16 protein-coding genes, 1 tRNA gene, 1 other RNA gene and 1 other annotated feature are annotated in these 15,441 nt (G+C 41.7%); of the genes, 13 read left to right on the top strand and 5 right to left on the bottom strand.

Features of this window, described 5'->3' with window-relative positions:
* Positions 1-17: 17 nt before the first annotated feature.
* A complete protein-coding gene (locus GXP75_RS21245) occupies positions 18-968 on the bottom strand; it encodes a YaaC family protein (RefSeq protein WP_214919431.1) in 951 nt (316 codons plus the stop codon).
* A 120-nt stretch (positions 969-1,088) separates the two neighbouring features.
* On the opposite strand from GXP75_RS21245, the gene guaB reads away from it, so the two are divergent.
* The 6 genes from guaB (at position 1,089) to GXP75_RS21215 (ending at position 7,636) form a co-directional block, all read left to right on the top strand.
* The gene (guaB, locus tag GXP75_RS21240) at positions 1,089-2,555 is read left to right on the top strand and encodes an IMP dehydrogenase (RefSeq protein ID WP_214919429.1); all 1,467 of its coding nucleotides are present in this window, start codon (positions 1,089-1,091) and stop codon (positions 2,553-2,555) included.
* Positions 2,556-2,709: 154 nt separating this feature from the next.
* The gene (dacA, locus tag GXP75_RS21235; protein ID WP_242557803.1) at positions 2,710-4,035 is read left to right on the top strand and encodes a D-alanyl-D-alanine carboxypeptidase; all 1,326 of its coding nucleotides are present in this window, start codon (positions 2,710-2,712) and stop codon (positions 4,033-4,035) included.
* A gap of 197 nt (positions 4,036-4,232) precedes the next feature.
* Entirely contained in the window at positions 4,233-5,117 is an 885-nt protein-coding gene (pdxS, locus tag GXP75_RS21230; RefSeq protein ID WP_003328102.1) for a pyridoxal 5'-phosphate synthase lyase subunit PdxS, read from the top strand.
* A 21-nt stretch (positions 5,118-5,138) separates the two neighbouring features.
* A complete protein-coding gene (pdxT, locus tag GXP75_RS21225; RefSeq protein ID WP_214919425.1) occupies positions 5,139-5,729 on the top strand; it encodes a pyridoxal 5'-phosphate synthase glutaminase subunit PdxT in 591 nt (196 codons plus the stop codon).
* Positions 5,730-5,781: 52 nt separating this feature from the next.
* Positions 5,782-5,996: a binding site (T-box leader), on the top strand.
* 57 nt (positions 5,997-6,053) lie between these two features.
* On the top strand, positions 6,054-7,331 hold the full coding sequence (gene serS / locus GXP75_RS21220) for a serine--tRNA ligase (protein WP_150225203.1): 1,278 nt from the start codon (positions 6,054-6,056) through the stop codon (positions 7,329-7,331).
* Positions 7,332-7,543: 212 nt separating this feature from the next.
* Positions 7,544-7,636 (top strand) — tRNA-Ser (locus tag GXP75_RS21215).
* 110 nt (positions 7,637-7,746) lie between these two features.
* Here the strand turns inward: GXP75_RS21215 and dck are convergent.
* The 4 genes from dck to GXP75_RS21195 all read right to left on the bottom strand — a co-directional run bounded on the left by dck (position 7,747) and on the right by GXP75_RS21195 (position 11,020).
* Entirely contained in the window at positions 7,747-8,400 is a 654-nt protein-coding gene (dck, locus tag GXP75_RS21210; RefSeq protein WP_003328099.1) for a deoxyadenosine/deoxycytidine kinase, read from the bottom strand.
* A complete protein-coding gene (gene dgk, locus GXP75_RS21205) occupies positions 8,397-9,020 on the bottom strand; it encodes a deoxyguanosine kinase (RefSeq protein ID WP_214919423.1) in 624 nt (207 codons plus the stop codon). Before dgk ends, dck begins: the two co-directional genes overlap by 4 nt.
* A 97-nt stretch (positions 9,021-9,117) precedes the next feature.
* The gene (locus GXP75_RS21200; protein WP_242557804.1) at positions 9,118-10,407 is read right to left on the bottom strand and encodes a glycoside hydrolase family 18 protein; all 1,290 of its coding nucleotides are present in this window, start codon (positions 10,405-10,407) and stop codon (positions 9,118-9,120) included.
* A 64-nt stretch (positions 10,408-10,471) separates the two neighbouring features.
* Entirely contained in the window at positions 10,472-11,020 is a 549-nt protein-coding gene (locus GXP75_RS21195; RefSeq protein WP_214919422.1) for a cysteine hydrolase family protein, read from the bottom strand.
* Between the two features lie 80 nt (positions 11,021-11,100).
* Here GXP75_RS21195 and tadA point away from each other — a divergent pair, with 80 nt between their 5' ends.
* The 7 genes from tadA (at position 11,101) to GXP75_RS21160 (ending at position 15,290) form a co-directional block, all read left to right on the top strand.
* Complete coding sequence (tadA, locus tag GXP75_RS21190; RefSeq protein ID WP_242557802.1) at positions 11,101-11,586, top strand: tRNA adenosine(34) deaminase TadA; 486 nt, start codon at positions 11,101-11,103, stop codon at positions 11,584-11,586.
* An 84-nt stretch (positions 11,587-11,670) separates the two neighbouring features.
* Positions 11,671-11,935: signal recognition particle sRNA large type (gene ffs, locus GXP75_RS21185), an RNA gene on the top strand.
* A gap of 129 nt (positions 11,936-12,064) precedes the next feature.
* Positions 12,065-13,759: a DNA polymerase III subunit gamma/tau gene (gene dnaX / locus GXP75_RS21180; RefSeq protein WP_106046282.1), complete on the top strand. Its 1,695-nt coding sequence runs from the start codon at positions 12,065-12,067 to the stop codon at positions 13,757-13,759.
* A gap of 23 nt (positions 13,760-13,782) precedes the next feature.
* Complete coding sequence (locus GXP75_RS21175; protein WP_061570392.1) at positions 13,783-14,106, top strand: YbaB/EbfC family nucleoid-associated protein; 324 nt, start codon at positions 13,783-13,785, stop codon at positions 14,104-14,106.
* A gap of 14 nt (positions 14,107-14,120) precedes the next feature.
* Entirely contained in the window at positions 14,121-14,717 is a 597-nt protein-coding gene (gene recR, locus GXP75_RS21170) for a recombination protein RecR (RefSeq protein WP_003328091.1), read from the top strand.
* A gap of 18 nt (positions 14,718-14,735) precedes the next feature.
* A complete protein-coding gene (locus tag GXP75_RS21165) occupies positions 14,736-14,960 on the top strand; it encodes a YaaL family protein (RefSeq protein ID WP_003328090.1) in 225 nt (74 codons plus the stop codon).
* Positions 14,961-15,026: 66 nt separating this feature from the next.
* Positions 15,027-15,290 (top strand): pro-sigmaK processing inhibitor BofA family protein, encoded by a 264-nt coding sequence (locus GXP75_RS21160; RefSeq protein WP_061570398.1) that lies wholly within the window; start codon positions 15,027-15,029, stop codon positions 15,288-15,290.
* The last annotated feature ends 151 nt before the right edge of the window (positions 15,291-15,441 follow it).

The following is a 15,441-nucleotide window of genomic DNA, read 5'->3' as shown; positions in this document are numbered from 1 at the left end:
ACATGAACTGGGTTTTTTTATATGAATTGATGGAGAAACATACATGCATATTGGGGAAATTTAGACTCAGTAATAGATATGAAGTGTTGAATGATGACATAATCATCACTTGCATGCTGCGTCAACAGCTCATACCACCACTCCGTCTCATATCTCGCAATCATTCCTATATTGTATAAAACCAGATAATGAATCGCCATTTCCGGAAGGTGTAAAAATTGATCACGCTGGTTCGGAATATAATATTGCTCTTTTTCTATATCAAATAAGATACTGGTCGATGTCCATGGGTTTTTGTCTTTTAAGGGAATGTGAAATAGTAAATTGTCTTGTTCTTTCTTAAGAAATTCCCAATGTAAATGATATGACACATACTCTGCAAATCGGGAGTCAGACATCTTATAGCTAATAACAACACTCTCTGGAACTGAAACGATTTCATTTCTTTTTTCAATTCTTGTGATGAATTGTTCTTTTTGCTGAAAATAAAAGATAGAGCTTAACTCTGGGACGGCAGTTAAAAGTTTTTTCATTGTATAGCGTTCATCTTCTATACCCGATTTTTCAAAAAGATGCTTCATAACATGCATACATAACCCATTCCGCTGAATCTTCACTTCATCTTCAATAAAACAATAATTTTGTTTCTTTCTTTTTCGCGCTGTCACTCCATGGGCAAGCACGGACGTATGGCTCGGATAGCTTGGATCTGTAGTGATAAGACATGCTTTTAATAATTGAGACATTCCGTAAAACAATAAAATCGGTTTGATTTCTAAAGGTGAAACAGAGGCCTGTTTATAAAAGGATTCAGCATGTTTCAAAAAGAAAATAAACCGTTCGCTGTTTTTGAAAGAATGTCTTTTCGCATCATCAATGTCTTTAATTTTATAAACCTTTTCTAGAAATTTCTGGGTTGATTCGATCGAATAAAATACAGATAAGTCTTTCCACTCTTGATATGTCATAGGTACTTCCTATTCCTTTCCGTTATCTAAATATTACAACTCTTCCCTGCTTCCTTGACATGCTCTTGGCTAGTTGATAATCTACATATAATATTTTGCCGAAAAGAGGGGGATTTACTAATGTGGGAAAGTAAATTTTCAAAAGAAGGCTTAACGTTTGATGATGTGTTGCTTGTACCAGCTAAATCAGAGGTACTTCCACGTGATGTGGATTTATCGGTTGAGCTCACAAAAACGTTAAAGCTGAATATTCCTGTCATCAGCGCAGGGATGGATACTGTAACAGAATCAGCAATGGCGATTGCAATGGCCAGACAAGGCGGGCTAGGCATTATCCATAAAAACATGTCAATTGAACAGCAAGCTGAACAGGTTGATAAAGTAAAACGCTCTGAACGCGGCGTTATTACGAATCCCTTCTTTTTAACTCCTGATCACCAAGTATTTGATGCGGAGCACTTGATGGGGAAATACAGAATTTCCGGTGTTCCGATTGTAGATAATAATGAAGATCAAAAGCTGGTCGGAATTATCACAAACCGTGATCTTCGCTTTATTTCCGACTACTCAATGAAAATCAGCGATGTAATGACAAGAGAAGAACTTGTCACTGCACCTGTAGGAACGACTTTAGATCAAGCAGAGAAGATTTTACAAAAGCATAAAATTGAAAAGCTTCCTCTTGTTGATGACCAGAATAAATTAAAAGGTCTAATTACGATTAAAGATATCGAAAAAGTAATTGAATTCCCGTACTCTTCAAAGGATGTTCACGGACGTCTTATCGTCGGTGCTGCCGTAGGAGTCACTGGTGACACAATGACACGCGTTAAAAAGCTTGTCGAAGCGAATGTTGACGCGATTGTTATTGATACAGCACACGGCCATTCACAGGGTGTATTAAATACTGTGGCCAATATTCGTGAGACATATCCTGAGTTAAATATCATCGCAGGAAACGTGGCTACAGCCGAAGCGACAAAAGCATTAATTGAAGCTGGAGCAAACGTTGTAAAAGTGGGAATCGGACCAGGCTCTATTTGTACAACTCGTGTGGTTGCAGGTGTGGGTGTTCCGCAAATCACTGCAATTTATGATTGTGCGACAGAGGCAAGAAAACATGGCGCGACAATTATCGCAGACGGCGGTATTAAATTCTCCGGAGATATTACAAAAGCCCTGGCAGCCGGCGGACATGCGGTTATGCTTGGAAGCCTGCTTGCAGGTACTTCTGAAAGCCCGGGTGAAACTGAAATCTATCAAGGCAGAAGGTTTAAAGTGTACCGTGGTATGGGTTCAGTTTCTGCTATGGAAAAAGGCAGTAAAGACCGTTACTTCCAAGAAGAAAACAAAAAATTCGTTCCAGAGGGAATCGAAGGCCGTACACCTTACAAAGGGCCTGTTGAAGAAACTGTTTATCAGCTTGTTGGCGGTATTCGTTCCGGTATGGGCTACTGCGGATCAAAAGATTTGCTTGCTTTAAGAGAAGAAGCTCAGTTCATCCGTATGACTGGCGCGGGTCTTCGTGAAAGCCATCCGCATGATGTTCAGATTACAAAAGAATCACCGAACTATACAATTTCATAATCAATTGTTACAAATTAAAAACATTTGACAGGGTCTCTGACTCTGTCTATTTTTTTTATACTGATTATGATAAAATTTATACTGTTGTGTTTTGAATATGTCCTTAACGGCTTAATTATAGATGAATGAAAAACGAAATACGGAGGTCGTAAGATTGAACATCAAGAAATGTAAACAGCTGATGATGTCATTTTTTGTATTAACTCTCATTGTGACTTGTCTGGCTCCAATGTCCAGAGCAAAAGCAGCCAGCGATCCGATTGACGTTAATGCGTCAGCAGCTATTATGATCGAAGCTTCTTCGGGGAAAATATTGTACAGTAAAAATGCAGATAAGAGATTGCCAATCGCCAGTATGACAAAAATGATGACTGAGTATCTGCTATTGGAAGCAATTGATGAAGGAAAAGTGAAATGGGATCAAACATATACGCCTGATGACTATGTATATGAGATTTCCCAGGATAACAGCCTGTCAAACGTTCCTCTTCGCAAAGATGGAAAGTACACAGTGAAAGAGCTTTATCAAGCAACGGCTATCTATTCCGCCAACGCTGCTGCTATTGCTCTTGCTGAAGTCATGGCTGGCTCTGAAACAAAATTTGTCGATAAAATGAATGCCAAAGCGAAAGAACTTGGGTTAACAAATTTCAAATTCGTAAATGCAACAGGTTTGGAAAATAAAGATCTCCATGGCAAACAGCCTGAGGGGACAAGCGTTGATGAAGAAAGTGAAGTATCTGCTAAAGACATGGCTATTCTTGCAGATCGTCTGATCACTGATTATCCTGAAATTCTGGATACTTCAAGCATTGCAAAAACAAAGTTCAGAGAAGGCACTGACGATGAAATGGATATGCCAAACTGGAATTTCATGCTTAAAGGCCTTGTAAGTGAATATAAGGGTGTGGACGGGTTAAAAACGGGTTCCACTGATTCTGCAGGCTCATGTTTTACTGGCACGGCTGAACGTAATGGCATGCGTGTCATCACTGTTGTGTTAAATGCTAAGGGTAATATACATACCGGACGCTTTGACGAGACGAAAAAAATGCTTAATTATGCGTTTGATAATTTCTCAATGAAAGAAATTTACGCTGAAGGCAAGCAAGTTAAAGGGCATAAAACAATCTCTGTTGATAAAGGAAAAGATAAAGAGGTTGGCATCGTAACGAAAAAGGCCTTTTCTATTCCTGTAAAAAATGGGGATGAAAAGAACTACAAAGCAAAGGTTACACTAGATAAAGATAAACTCGATGCTCCGGTGAAAAAAGGGGCGAAGGTCGGAAAGCTGACTGCAACATATATAGGTGATGATAAGGATTACGGTTTCCTATCAACCGATGTGTCAGGTGTAGATCTTGTAACGAAAGATAAAGTAGATAAAGCAAACTGGTTCATTTTAACAATGCGCGGTATCGGAGGCTTTTTCTCAGGCATTTGGGGAAGCATCGTTGATACAGTGACTGGCTGGTTTTAAATAAAGATAAAAGAGCTCTGATTTATGTTGGGGCTCTTTTAATTAATATACTGAAAAAAGTGAATTTTTATTAAAAAATCATTTCCATTACGCCTTAAACCTGAATAAAATAATAATATCCATATGATTTATCAAGTTTCTAGGATACAATAAGATGTAGAAATTATCTAATTATACCTTACTAGGGGGACTAACAAATGGCTCAAACAGGTACCGACCGCGTAAAACGCGGAATGGCAGAAATGCAAAAAGGCGGCGTCATCATGGACGTTGTAAATGCGGAACAAGCGAAAATTGCAGAAGAGGCTGGAGCTGTCGCTGTTATGGCTCTGGAACGTGTACCGGCTGACATTCGTGCGGCTGGAGGAGTTGCCCGTATGGCTGATCCTACAATCGTAGAAGAAGTTATGAATGCAGTATCTATCCCTGTAATGGCAAAAGCGCGTATCGGACATATTGTTGAGGCACGCGTGTTGGAGGCTATGGGAGTTGATTATATAGACGAGAGTGAAGTCTTGACTCCTGCTGATGAAGAGTTCCATTTGAATAAAAATGATTATACTGTTCCTTTTGTTTGCGGATGTCGTGATCTTGGTGAAGCAACTCGCCGAATTGCAGAAGGAGCATCAATGCTTCGTACGAAAGGTGAACCGGGAACAGGAAATATTGTCGAAGCTGTTCGCCATATGAGAAAAGTTAACGCTCAGGTTCGCAAAGTAGCTGCAATGAGTGACGATGAATTGATGACTGAAGCGAAAAACCTAGGTGCGCCTTACGAGCTTCTTCAGCAAATTAAAAGAGACGGAAAACTTCCTGTCGTGAACTTTGCTGCTGGCGGCGTAGCTACACCTGCTGATGCAGCTTTAATGATGCAGCTTGGCGCGGACGGTGTGTTTGTAGGTTCTGGGATTTTCAAATCGGACAACCCTGCTAAATTTGCGAAAGCAATTGTTGAAGCAACAACACACTTTACAGATTACAAATTGATTGCTGAGCTTTCTAAAGAGCTTGGAACGGCAATGAAAGGGATCGAAATCTCAAATTTACTTCCAGAACAGCGTATGCAAGAGCGCGGCTGGTAAGAACATAGGAGTGCTGGTAACATGTTAACAATTGGTGTACTTGGACTTCAAGGAGCAGTAAGAGAGCACATCCGTTCAATTGAAGCATGCGGTGCAGCAGGACTTGTTGTTAAACGTCCGGAGCAATTGAATGAGGTAGACGGTTTAATTTTACCGGGCGGAGAAAGCACGACAATGCGCCGATTGATTGATACGTATCACTTCATGGAGCCATTGCGTGAATTTGCCGCTCAGGGTAAACCGCTGTTTGGCACATGTGCCGGACTCATTATTTTGGCAAAGGAAATACAGGGCTCTGACAATGCTCATCTGGGTTTATTGGATGTCAAAGTCGAACGAAATTCCTTTGGCCGGCAGGTAGACAGTTTTGAGGCTGATTTAACCATTGAGGGGCTCGCAGAACCCTTTACCGGTGTATTCATCCGTGCACCTCATATCCTTGAGGCCGGAGAAGATGTTGAAGTGCTTTCCGAGCATGGCGGCCGCATCGTAGCAGCAAAACAAGACAATCTCTTGGGCTGCTCCTTCCATCCGGAACTGACGGATGATCATCGGGTGACAGAGCTGTTTGTTCAAATGGTTGAGAAGCACAAGCAGGAACCTGTTGTATAAAACAGTTGAAAGCTGTGAAAACTTATAGTACATTATAAGCACAAATAAAGATCGAAAAGCGTTGACAGGAAGCAGTAAGAAGCCCCTCTTTCTAAGAGAGCCGATGGGTGGTGCGAATCGGTGGAAGATGCTGTCTGAATCCATCCTTGAGCGAAATGCTGAATTGAGTAGGCATTTACGGGATAACCGTTATGTGTTAAAGCGGAAAATAAGTTTTTTTAACTTGTTTTCAATCAGGGTGGCAACGCGAGAGCTCTCGTCCCTTTCATGGGGATGAGGGCTCTTTTTATTTTCGATACATTTAATGAAAAAGGAGTGTTTAGCATGCTTGATACGAAAATGCTGAGAGCTAATTTTCAAGAGGTAAAAGCAAAGCTGGTACATAAAGGCGAAGACTTATCAGACTTTGATAAGTTTGAGGAGCTTGATGAAAAAAGAAGAGAGCTTATTGGAAAAGTAGAAGAATTAAAAGGGAGACGGAATGAAGTATCCCAGCAAGTTGCCGTATTAAAACGCGAGAAAAAAGACGCGGATCATATTATTAAAGAAATGCGTGAAGTCGGAGAAGAAATTAAAACACTCGACGAAGAGTTAAGAACTGTGGAATCAACTCTTGATACGATTCTTTTATCTATCCCTAATATTCCGCACGAATCAGTGCCAGTCGGTGAAACGGAAGATGACAATATTGAAATCCGCAAGTGGGGAGAAGCTCCGGCATTTTCATATGAGCCAAAACCGCATTGGGATATTGCTGATGATTTGAACATTCTGGACTTTGAACGTGCCGCCAAAGTAACAGGAAGCCGTTTTGTTTTCTATAAAGGCTTAGGCGCTCGTCTGGAACGTGCCCTCTATAACTTTATGCTTGATCTTCATGTGGATGAGTACAACTATACGGAGGTCATACCGCCTTATATGGTGAATCGTGCAAGCATGACAGGTACAGGGCAGCTGCCGAAGTTCGAAGAGGATGCGTTTAAGATCAGAGAAGAGGATTACTTCTTGATTCCGACTGCGGAAGTGCCAATTACAAATATGCACCGCGATGAGATTTTGTCAGGTGAAAGCCTTCCGATCAATTACGCGGCTTTCAGTGCCTGCTTCCGTTCAGAAGCTGGTTCAGCGGGTCGCGACACACGCGGATTAATCCGCCAGCATCAGTTTAATAAGGTTGAACTTGTGAAATTTGTAAAGCCGGAAGATTCTTATGACGAACTTGAGAAACTTACAAATCAGGCTGAGCGCGTCCTTCAGCTTTTAGAACTTCCTTACCGTGTGATGAGCATGTGTACAGGTGATTTAGGATTCACAGCTGCGAAAAAATACGATATTGAAGTATGGATTCCAAGCCAAGACACATATCGTGAAATTTCTTCTTGCAGCAACTTTGAAGCCTTCCAGGCCAGACGCGCTAACATTCGTTTCAGACGTGAAGCGAAAGGCAAGCCGGAGCATGTGCACACACTGAACGGTTCAGGTTTGGCTGTCGGCAGAACTGTGGCAGCCATTTTAGAAAATTATCAGCAGGATGACGGCAGTGTCGTCATTCCGAAAGTGCTTCGTCCTTATATGGGCAATAGAGAAGTCATCAAAGCATAAATCAAAAAGGTGCGCCTCATATAGGGGCGCACCTTTTTTGTGATTCTGTAAAGTGATGCAATATTTCTGAACATACTCATTATATTGTCTTTGCTATTTTGCTGTCTGTCTAAAACCCTGTCTTTTGCATGTGACAAACAAAGATGAAAAATAATTTATAAAAACGCTTGACGATACCCAATTAATCATGATATAGTAAATCTTGTCGAAACGGAGGAATACCCAAGTCCGGCTGAAGGGATCGGTCTTGAAAACCGACAGGGGTGTCAAAGCCCGCGGGGGTTCGAATCCCTCTTCCTCCGCCATATGATTTTTAAATGAATGACTCAAGCATATATTGGAGATTGTTTTGCCCGTTGCATTTCGATGCATCGGGTTTTTTATATTCAAAAAAAGTGAGCCTTAGTTTCTGGGCTCACTTTTTTCTTGTTTCATGAATCACTGTGCTGACTTGATCAATGATTTTTTCGATAGAGTCTTCATCATTGAGCAAATCATAATCCTCAATACGAATTTTCAAAACGGGGCAAGCGTTAAATCCGCTTATCCAGTTTTCGTACCGCGTGTACATCTCTTCCCAATAAGAACGGTTTGTTTGCAGCTCCATTTCACGTCCCCGTTCTTCAATGCGTGCCAAAATGTTATTTAAATCGCCTTCTAGATAAATCAGAACGTCAGGGTGTGGAAAGTAGGGGGTCATCACCATGGCTTCAAAAAGGCTTGTATACGTTTTATAATCGACCTTTGACATGGTCCCTTTATCAGCGTGCATTTTTGCAAAAATCCCTGTATCTTCATAAATAGAACGGTCTTGCACAAACCCGCCGCCAGCTTCAAATATATTTTTTTGTTCTTTGAAACGTTCGGCTAAAAAATAGATTTGTAAATGAAAGCTCCAGCGTTCAAAATCGTGATAAAACTTTTCTAAGTATGGGTTATGATCCACTTCTTCAAGAGAGGTTTTAAAGCCGAGCCGTTTCGCCAGCGTTCTTGTTAACGTTGATTTTCCGACGCCTACAGTTCCTGCTACAGTAATGATTGAATCCTTGGGTATATGATGTTCTTTCATTTTATAAGCTCCTTTACCTGGGCGGCAATTCCTTTGAAGTCTCTTTCGTTCAATACAAAATCCTCAGTATCTCCATCTATAGTTAATACCTTAAGCTCTGGGTTTGCTTCCTGGAGCTGTTTGATTGCGGCCTCATAATCAGCGATAAGCTGCTCCAAGTAGCTCTGTTCAATTTTTTTCTCAAATGGGCGGCCTCGTTTTTCAATACGCTCCAGCAATGTTGTCAGGCTTGCCCGTATGTAAATGATCAGATCAGGTTTTGGCAGGTCATCAGTCAGCAGGTGATAAATCTTCCTGTATTTATCGAGATGCTGGTCGTGTAAAGTGCGCTCAGCAAAAATCACATTTTTATAAATATGGTAATCAGCTATCACGGGCTGTCCTTCTTTTAGAAATTTGCGGTTTGTGTCCTCAAGCTGCTTATACCTGTGACAAAGAAAAAACATTTCAAGCTGGAAGCTCCATTCCTCTATATTGTCATAAAACTTATCAAGGTATGGATTGTCCTCCACAATTTCTTTTATGATAGGGAATCCAAGCTCCTGTGAAAGCATGGTAGCAAGTGTCGTTTTCCCTGCCCCGATAGGACCTTCTATTGCGATAAAAGGGGCTTTGTTCATTGCAATCCTCCTCAATTCTAAAGAAACATTCGTCGGCTGCCGACCATCATATTGTATCATAACCTTGTAGGAGCCCATGAAAAAAGACGTTTTCGAATTAACGAAACGTCTTTTTGACAATATTAAATTGATCCGCGATTAACAGCCAGTTTTGAGGGAAAGAGAGCCCGAGTTTCCAATAGCTGATCCCTCTTAAATTCAGTTCCTTAATTAAATTGAATTTTGCTTGAATGGAACGTGCGTCTTCGAACCATACCTCATGCTGTTTGTTGTTTGAATCGGTATAGCGAAAGAAGGGAGCCTGAGATGTTTCATCGTATTGGATTGCTGCATTATTTTGGCCGGCAAGTACAATCGCCTGCTGCGGACTGAGAGCTTTCGCTAGGTCTCCGCCAGCGGTGTACGGCAAGGTCCAATCATATCCGTATAAATTCTGTCCCATAACGATTTTGTTTGCAGGCATTTCAGTTAAAGCATATTCAATGACATCCCGGACGGGCCCGATAGGAGATACGGCTTGAGCCGGACCGCCGCTATAACCCCATTCATATGTCATAATCACAACAAAGTCCACAATCTCCCCGTGAGCCTTGTAATCATGAGCCTCATACCATTTGCCTTTTTGAGTTGCACTGGTTTTCGGGGCAAGTGCCGTAGAGATCAGCCAGCCTTCCCTGTGTAAAATATCTCTTGCTTCACGCAGAAACTGATTATAGGCTTCTTTATCTTCAGGACGTAAGTATTCAAAGTCAAAATGAATATCCCGAAATCCATATTTTCTAGCAGTCGCAACAATTTCAGTTAACAGTTTGGTTTTTACGGTATCGTCATTTAAAATAATCCGTCCAAGTTCATCACTAAATGCTTCATTTTCTAAGTTAGTGACAATCATCATTAACGTTGTATTCTGGCTGTCGCTGATAGTTTTTAGGTTTGTCATCGGGGGCTCTTCTAAAGTGCCGTCCCGCTGCACTTGAAAACTGAACGCACCCAGATAAGTCAGGTAGGGAACAGCTTCTCTCGCCGCCTGCTGGAGATTCTCGCTGACCTGAGTTCCGCGTGGCTCCAAATATGCATTTGATTCTATATCGCTTTTGGGAAGCGGAGGAATGTATAGACGAAAGTCAATTTGTAAAACAGCGTTTAACTGAATTCTGTTAATCCTGGCAAGTTCGGCAGCTGTTGTATTGAACTGACGGGCGATGGATGTGAGGGTATCGCCTTGTTTAACATCATAAAACTGTCCTGCAATCGGAATTACAATGGTTTGTCCGACAACGAGTTTATCGGGATTCGGTATCTCGTTCGTTTCTGTTATTTCATTTGCTGTGGTCCGGTATTGCGATGCGATAGCAGAAAGAGTGTCACCTTGTTTCACAACATAAATTTGAATAAAAAACGCCTCCTTTCATATCCGCTATCAATGTATGAAGAAAGAAGGGTGATCATGTTTATTTTTCCGATGTAATTTGTTTTTCGTCTGTAATTTCTGCAAAAAGGACATCCTTCATTATGGTTAAAGCAAACTGATTATCCTCATCACTATTGGAAGCAATACAGTCTTTTGGTATTGTAATATTGTATTCTCTCATATAAGCGTCATTGGCAGTAAAAAGTACACAAATATTTCCTGCGATCCCTGTAATGATGACCCGCTTTACCTTCTGCTCGGTTAGCAGAGTGTGCAGCGCTGTTTCATAAAAAGCGGAATGCATTGGTTTAATTAAAAAATAATTATCATCTTGCGGTGAAATCTTTTCAATAATTGATTCACTCAATTCATTTTTACATTCATTTTCAATCGTGGAAATATCGGCTTGCCAGAGCCCGTAATGATCGTTAATGTAGATAATTGGCCAATTGTTTTGTTTTGCATGCTTCTTTAATGATAAAATATGTGGCACGATCTGTTCTGTTTTCTGGGCAAGGCTTTCCCCCATATCGAATTGAAAATTGTTTATCATGTCTACAATAAGAAGAGCGGTGCCTGATTTAGACAATGGTCTGTCTCCTTTCCGACGGTTAATACTTTATATTATCCTTTATAGAAGATGAAAAAACTTTGAAGAGAGAGCTTAATATGACAAAAGATGAATTCTATATGCTAGAAGCCATAAAAGAGGCGAAAAAAGCGGAAGAAATAGGTGAGGTTCCAATCGGTGCCGTGCTCGTTATGAATGACGACATCGTGGCGCGTGCTCATAACCTGAGAGAAACTGAACAGCGCTCAATAGCCCATGCCGAAATGCTGGCAATTGATGAGGCTTGCCGTACTCTTGGAACGTGGAGGCTGGAAGGCGCGTCTCTCTATGTCACCCTTGAACCGTGTCCGATGTGTGCGGGCGCCGTGGTGCTTTCCAGAGTGGATAGAGTTGTGTTTGGCGCATTTGATCCTAAGGGAGGATGCTCAGGGACACTGATGAATCTTCTTCAAGAAGAACGGTTTAATCACCAGGCGGAAGTCGTCAGCGGCGTGCTGGAAAAAGAATGCGGGCAAATGCTAAGCGACTTTTTCAGAAACCTGCGTGAACAAAAGAAAGCTGCCAGGAAAAACTTGTCTGAGTAGTCCGGTTGCAATTTCCGAAAGAAAAGGATATACTTATGTGTGCGTCACTAAGTGATGCCAAATAAAAATTTGATATTTATTTTGCCGTGCTAAGCGGGGAGGTAGCGGTGCCCTGTACCCGCAATCCGCTCTAGCGGGGCCGAATCCCTTCTCGAGGTTCGTTTACTTTAAGGTCTGCCTTAAGTAAGTGGTGTTGACGTTTGGGTCCTGCGCAATGGGAATTCATGAACCATGTCAGGTCCGGAAGGAAGCAGCATTAAGTGAAACCTCTCATGTGCCGCAGGGTTGCCTGGGCCGAGCTAACTGCTTAAGTAACGCTTAGGGTAGCGAATCGACAGAAGGTGCACGGTAAATCAATCATCAAATTTTCAGACTCACCTATCAGTAGGTGGGTTTTTTGTTTTTTAAAACAGCTTTTGGAATCGAAACAACCTTCATGTATAATGGGAATGATGAATAACGGAGGAGGGCGCATCCCGTGAGTTACCAAGCTTTATATCGAGTTTTCAGACCTCAGCGCTTTGAAGATGTGGTCGGTCAAGAGCACATTACAAAGACGTTGCAAAATGCCCTTTTGCAAAAGAAATTTTCTCACGCATACCTGTTTTCAGGGCCGAGGGGTACGGGGAAAACAAGTGCAGCTAAAATCTTTTCAAAAGCTGTCAACTGTGAACATGCTCCTGTGGAAGAGCCATGCAACAACTGTGCGGCCTGCAAAGGCATAACAAACGGTTCAATATCCGATGTCATCGAAATTGATGCTGCTTCAAACAACGGCGTTGATGAAATCCGCGACATTCGGGATAAAGTAAAGTTTGCCCCGTCAGCCGTCACTTATAAAGTATATATTATAGATGAGGTGCATATGCTCTCTATCGGCGCCTTTAATGCTTTGTTGAAAACATTAGAAGAACCGCCAGAGCATTGTATTTTCATTTTAGCGACGACAGAGCCGCATAAAATTCCTTTAACCATTATCTCCAGATGTCAGCGTTTTGACTTCAAACGTATTACACCCCAAGCCATTGTCGGACGAATGAAAAAAATTGTCGAGGCTGAGCAGCTAAAGGTAGAAGAAGGAGCGCTTGATATTATTGCGAGTGCCGCTGACGGCGGTATGAGGGATGCGTTGAGCCTCCTGGATCAAGCTGTATCATTCAGCGGAGATGAGCTTACGGTGGATGATGCATTGCTTATCACAGGAGCTGTTTCTCAGCACTACATTGGGAAGCTTGCGCAATTTTTACATGAGAAGCAAGTTTCCGGGGCGTTGGAAACACTGAATGAATTGCTTCAGCAAGGAAAAGACGCGGCTAAGCTGATAGAGGATATGATCTTTTACTTTAGGGATATGCTTTTGTACAAAACAGCTCCCGGGCTTGAAGGCGTATTAGAGAAGGTAAAGGTTGATGATACCTTCCGTGCGTTGAGTGAACAGATACCGGCACCCGCCTTGTATGAAATGATTGATGTCTTGAATAAAAGCCATCAGGAAATGAAGTGGACCAATCATCCGCGTATTTTCTTTGAAGTCGCAGTCGTGAAGATTTGCCAAAATACTCATCAAGAAACCGCCGCTCAGCCGGAAGTGGATATATTGATGAAAAAAGTGCAGCAGCTTGAACAAGAAATAGAACGTCTTAAAACGACCGGTGTACAAGCCGCGCCGGACAGCAGACCGCAAAAGGAGGCGCCTCGTCCTCAAAAAAGCGGCAAAAGCAGCTACAAAGCGCCGACAGGAAGAATCCATGAAATTTTAAAAGAAGCCACCAGGCAGGATCTTGATCAGTTGAAAAGCAGCTGGGGCAAGCTGCTGGCGCATTTGAAACAGCAAAATAAAGTATCACATGCAGCACTATTAAATGACAGTGAACCGGTGGCTGCTGCATCCAAAGCATTTGTGCTGAAATTCAAATATGAAATTCATTGTAAAATGGTCGCGGAAGATAATAATGGCGTGCGAACCAATCTTGAACAAATATTAGAATCAATGCTCGGAAAAAGAGTGGATTTGATTGGCGTTCCAGAAGCACAATGGGGTAAAATAAGAGAAGAATTTTTAGTTGACCATCAGCAGGAAAATGAAGGATCAAATGACCCGGCTGAAGAAGACCCGCTCATTGCAGAAGCAAAGAAGCTTGTAGGAGCGGAATTAATTGAAATAAAAGAATAACAAAATGAAAGAGAGTGGATAATATGCGTGGCGGAATGGGAAATATGCAAAAAATGATGAAACAAATGCAGAAAATGCAAAAGGATATGGCGAAAGCCCAAGAAGAGCTTGCTGAAAAAGTTCTTGAAGGAACAGCAGGCGGCGGCATGGTTACCGTTAAAGTGAACGGTCAAAAAGAAGTTGTAGACGTTTCTATTCAAGAAGAGGTTGTAGACCCTGAAGATATCGAAATGCTTCAAGATCTTGTACTGGCCGCAACAAATGATGCGCTGAAGAAAATTGATGAGATGACAAACGAAACAATGGGCCAATTTACAAAAGGAATGAACATGCCCGGTTTATTCTAGGGGGATAAAAGAGAATGCAGTATCCTGAACCAATATCAAAGCTGATTGACAGCTTTATGAAATTGCCAGGGATCGGACCGAAAACAGCGGTTCGTCTGGCTTTTTTTGTTCTAGGTATGAAAGAAGACGTGGTATTAGACTTTGCAAAGGCGCTTGTTAATGCCAAGCGAAACCTGACATATTGTTCGATCTGCGGACATATTACAGATCAGGACCCTTGTTATATATGTGAAGATACAAGACGGGACAAATCAATCATTTGTGTAGTGCAGGACCCGAAAGATGTAATCGCTATGGAGAAAATGAAAGAATACAACGGACAGTATCACGTTCTCCATGGCGCCATTTCTCCAATGGACGGCATCGGACCCGAGGATATTAAAATACCAGAATTACTAAAACGGCTGCAGGATGATCAAGTGACAGAGGTGATTCTCGCTACAAACCCTAATATAGAAGGGGAAGCAACAGCGATGTATATATCAAGGCTGTTAAAGCCATCTGGTATTAAGCTCTCCCGTATTGCCCACGGACTGCCTGTCGGCGGTGATTTGGAATATGCTGATGAGGTCACGCTTTCTAAAGCGCTTGAAGGAAGACGTGAAATGTAAGGGAGGAAAAAGCGATCCATGGGTTTTCTTCGCAAGAAAAAGCTAAGAAAAGAGTTTGATGAAAAATTAATCGAACAGCTCTTCAAACAAAAAGAAGAATGGGGCAGGCAAAAGAGGCTTGTCGAAAAAAGTGTGGAACCGTCAGCTGAGGTATTGAATGAGTTGAAAATGGCGGAGGCAAAGTATTTCTTTTATTTAAGAGAAGCCAAGCAAAGAAACCTGAGAATCAGCGGGTGGAAGTAAGTGGTCTATTCTCCTGGATCTTCTCATAAGCTTGTACTAGAACAAGCGAAGGAGCTGAGAAGATTCATGGAGTCAATTTTCATTATAGGGATAATTTTAGGTTTAATTGTACTGCTGTTTTTATCGGGAGCGCCGGCTAAACCATTAAGGTGGATCGGTATTACTGCGGTAAAGTTTATGGTGGGAGCTTTGCTTTTAGTATGTGTGAATATGTTTGGCGGCAGCCTCGGTATTCATGTACCTATTAATATAGTAACAACTGGTGTTAGCGGAATTCTTGGTATACCGGGAGTAGCTGCATTAGTAGTGATTAAACACTTCATTATTTAATTCAAAATATAAGTTGACTTTATTATATCAAGATGGTATTCTAATATACGTCGCTGATAACGAAACGAACTTTTAAAAAAGAAGTTGAAAAAAGTTGTTGACGGCGATCAAGAAAATGTGTTATGATTATCAAGTCGCTTCAAGAGCGGCG

This window comes from Bacillus sp. HU-1818, from assembly GCF_022695965.1.
Lineage (GTDB): Bacteria > Bacillota > Bacilli > Bacillales > Bacillaceae > Bacillus > Bacillus atrophaeus.
The sequence above is the reverse complement of the archived record's forward strand: the minus strand, read 5'-3'. Positions and strand labels throughout refer to the sequence as shown.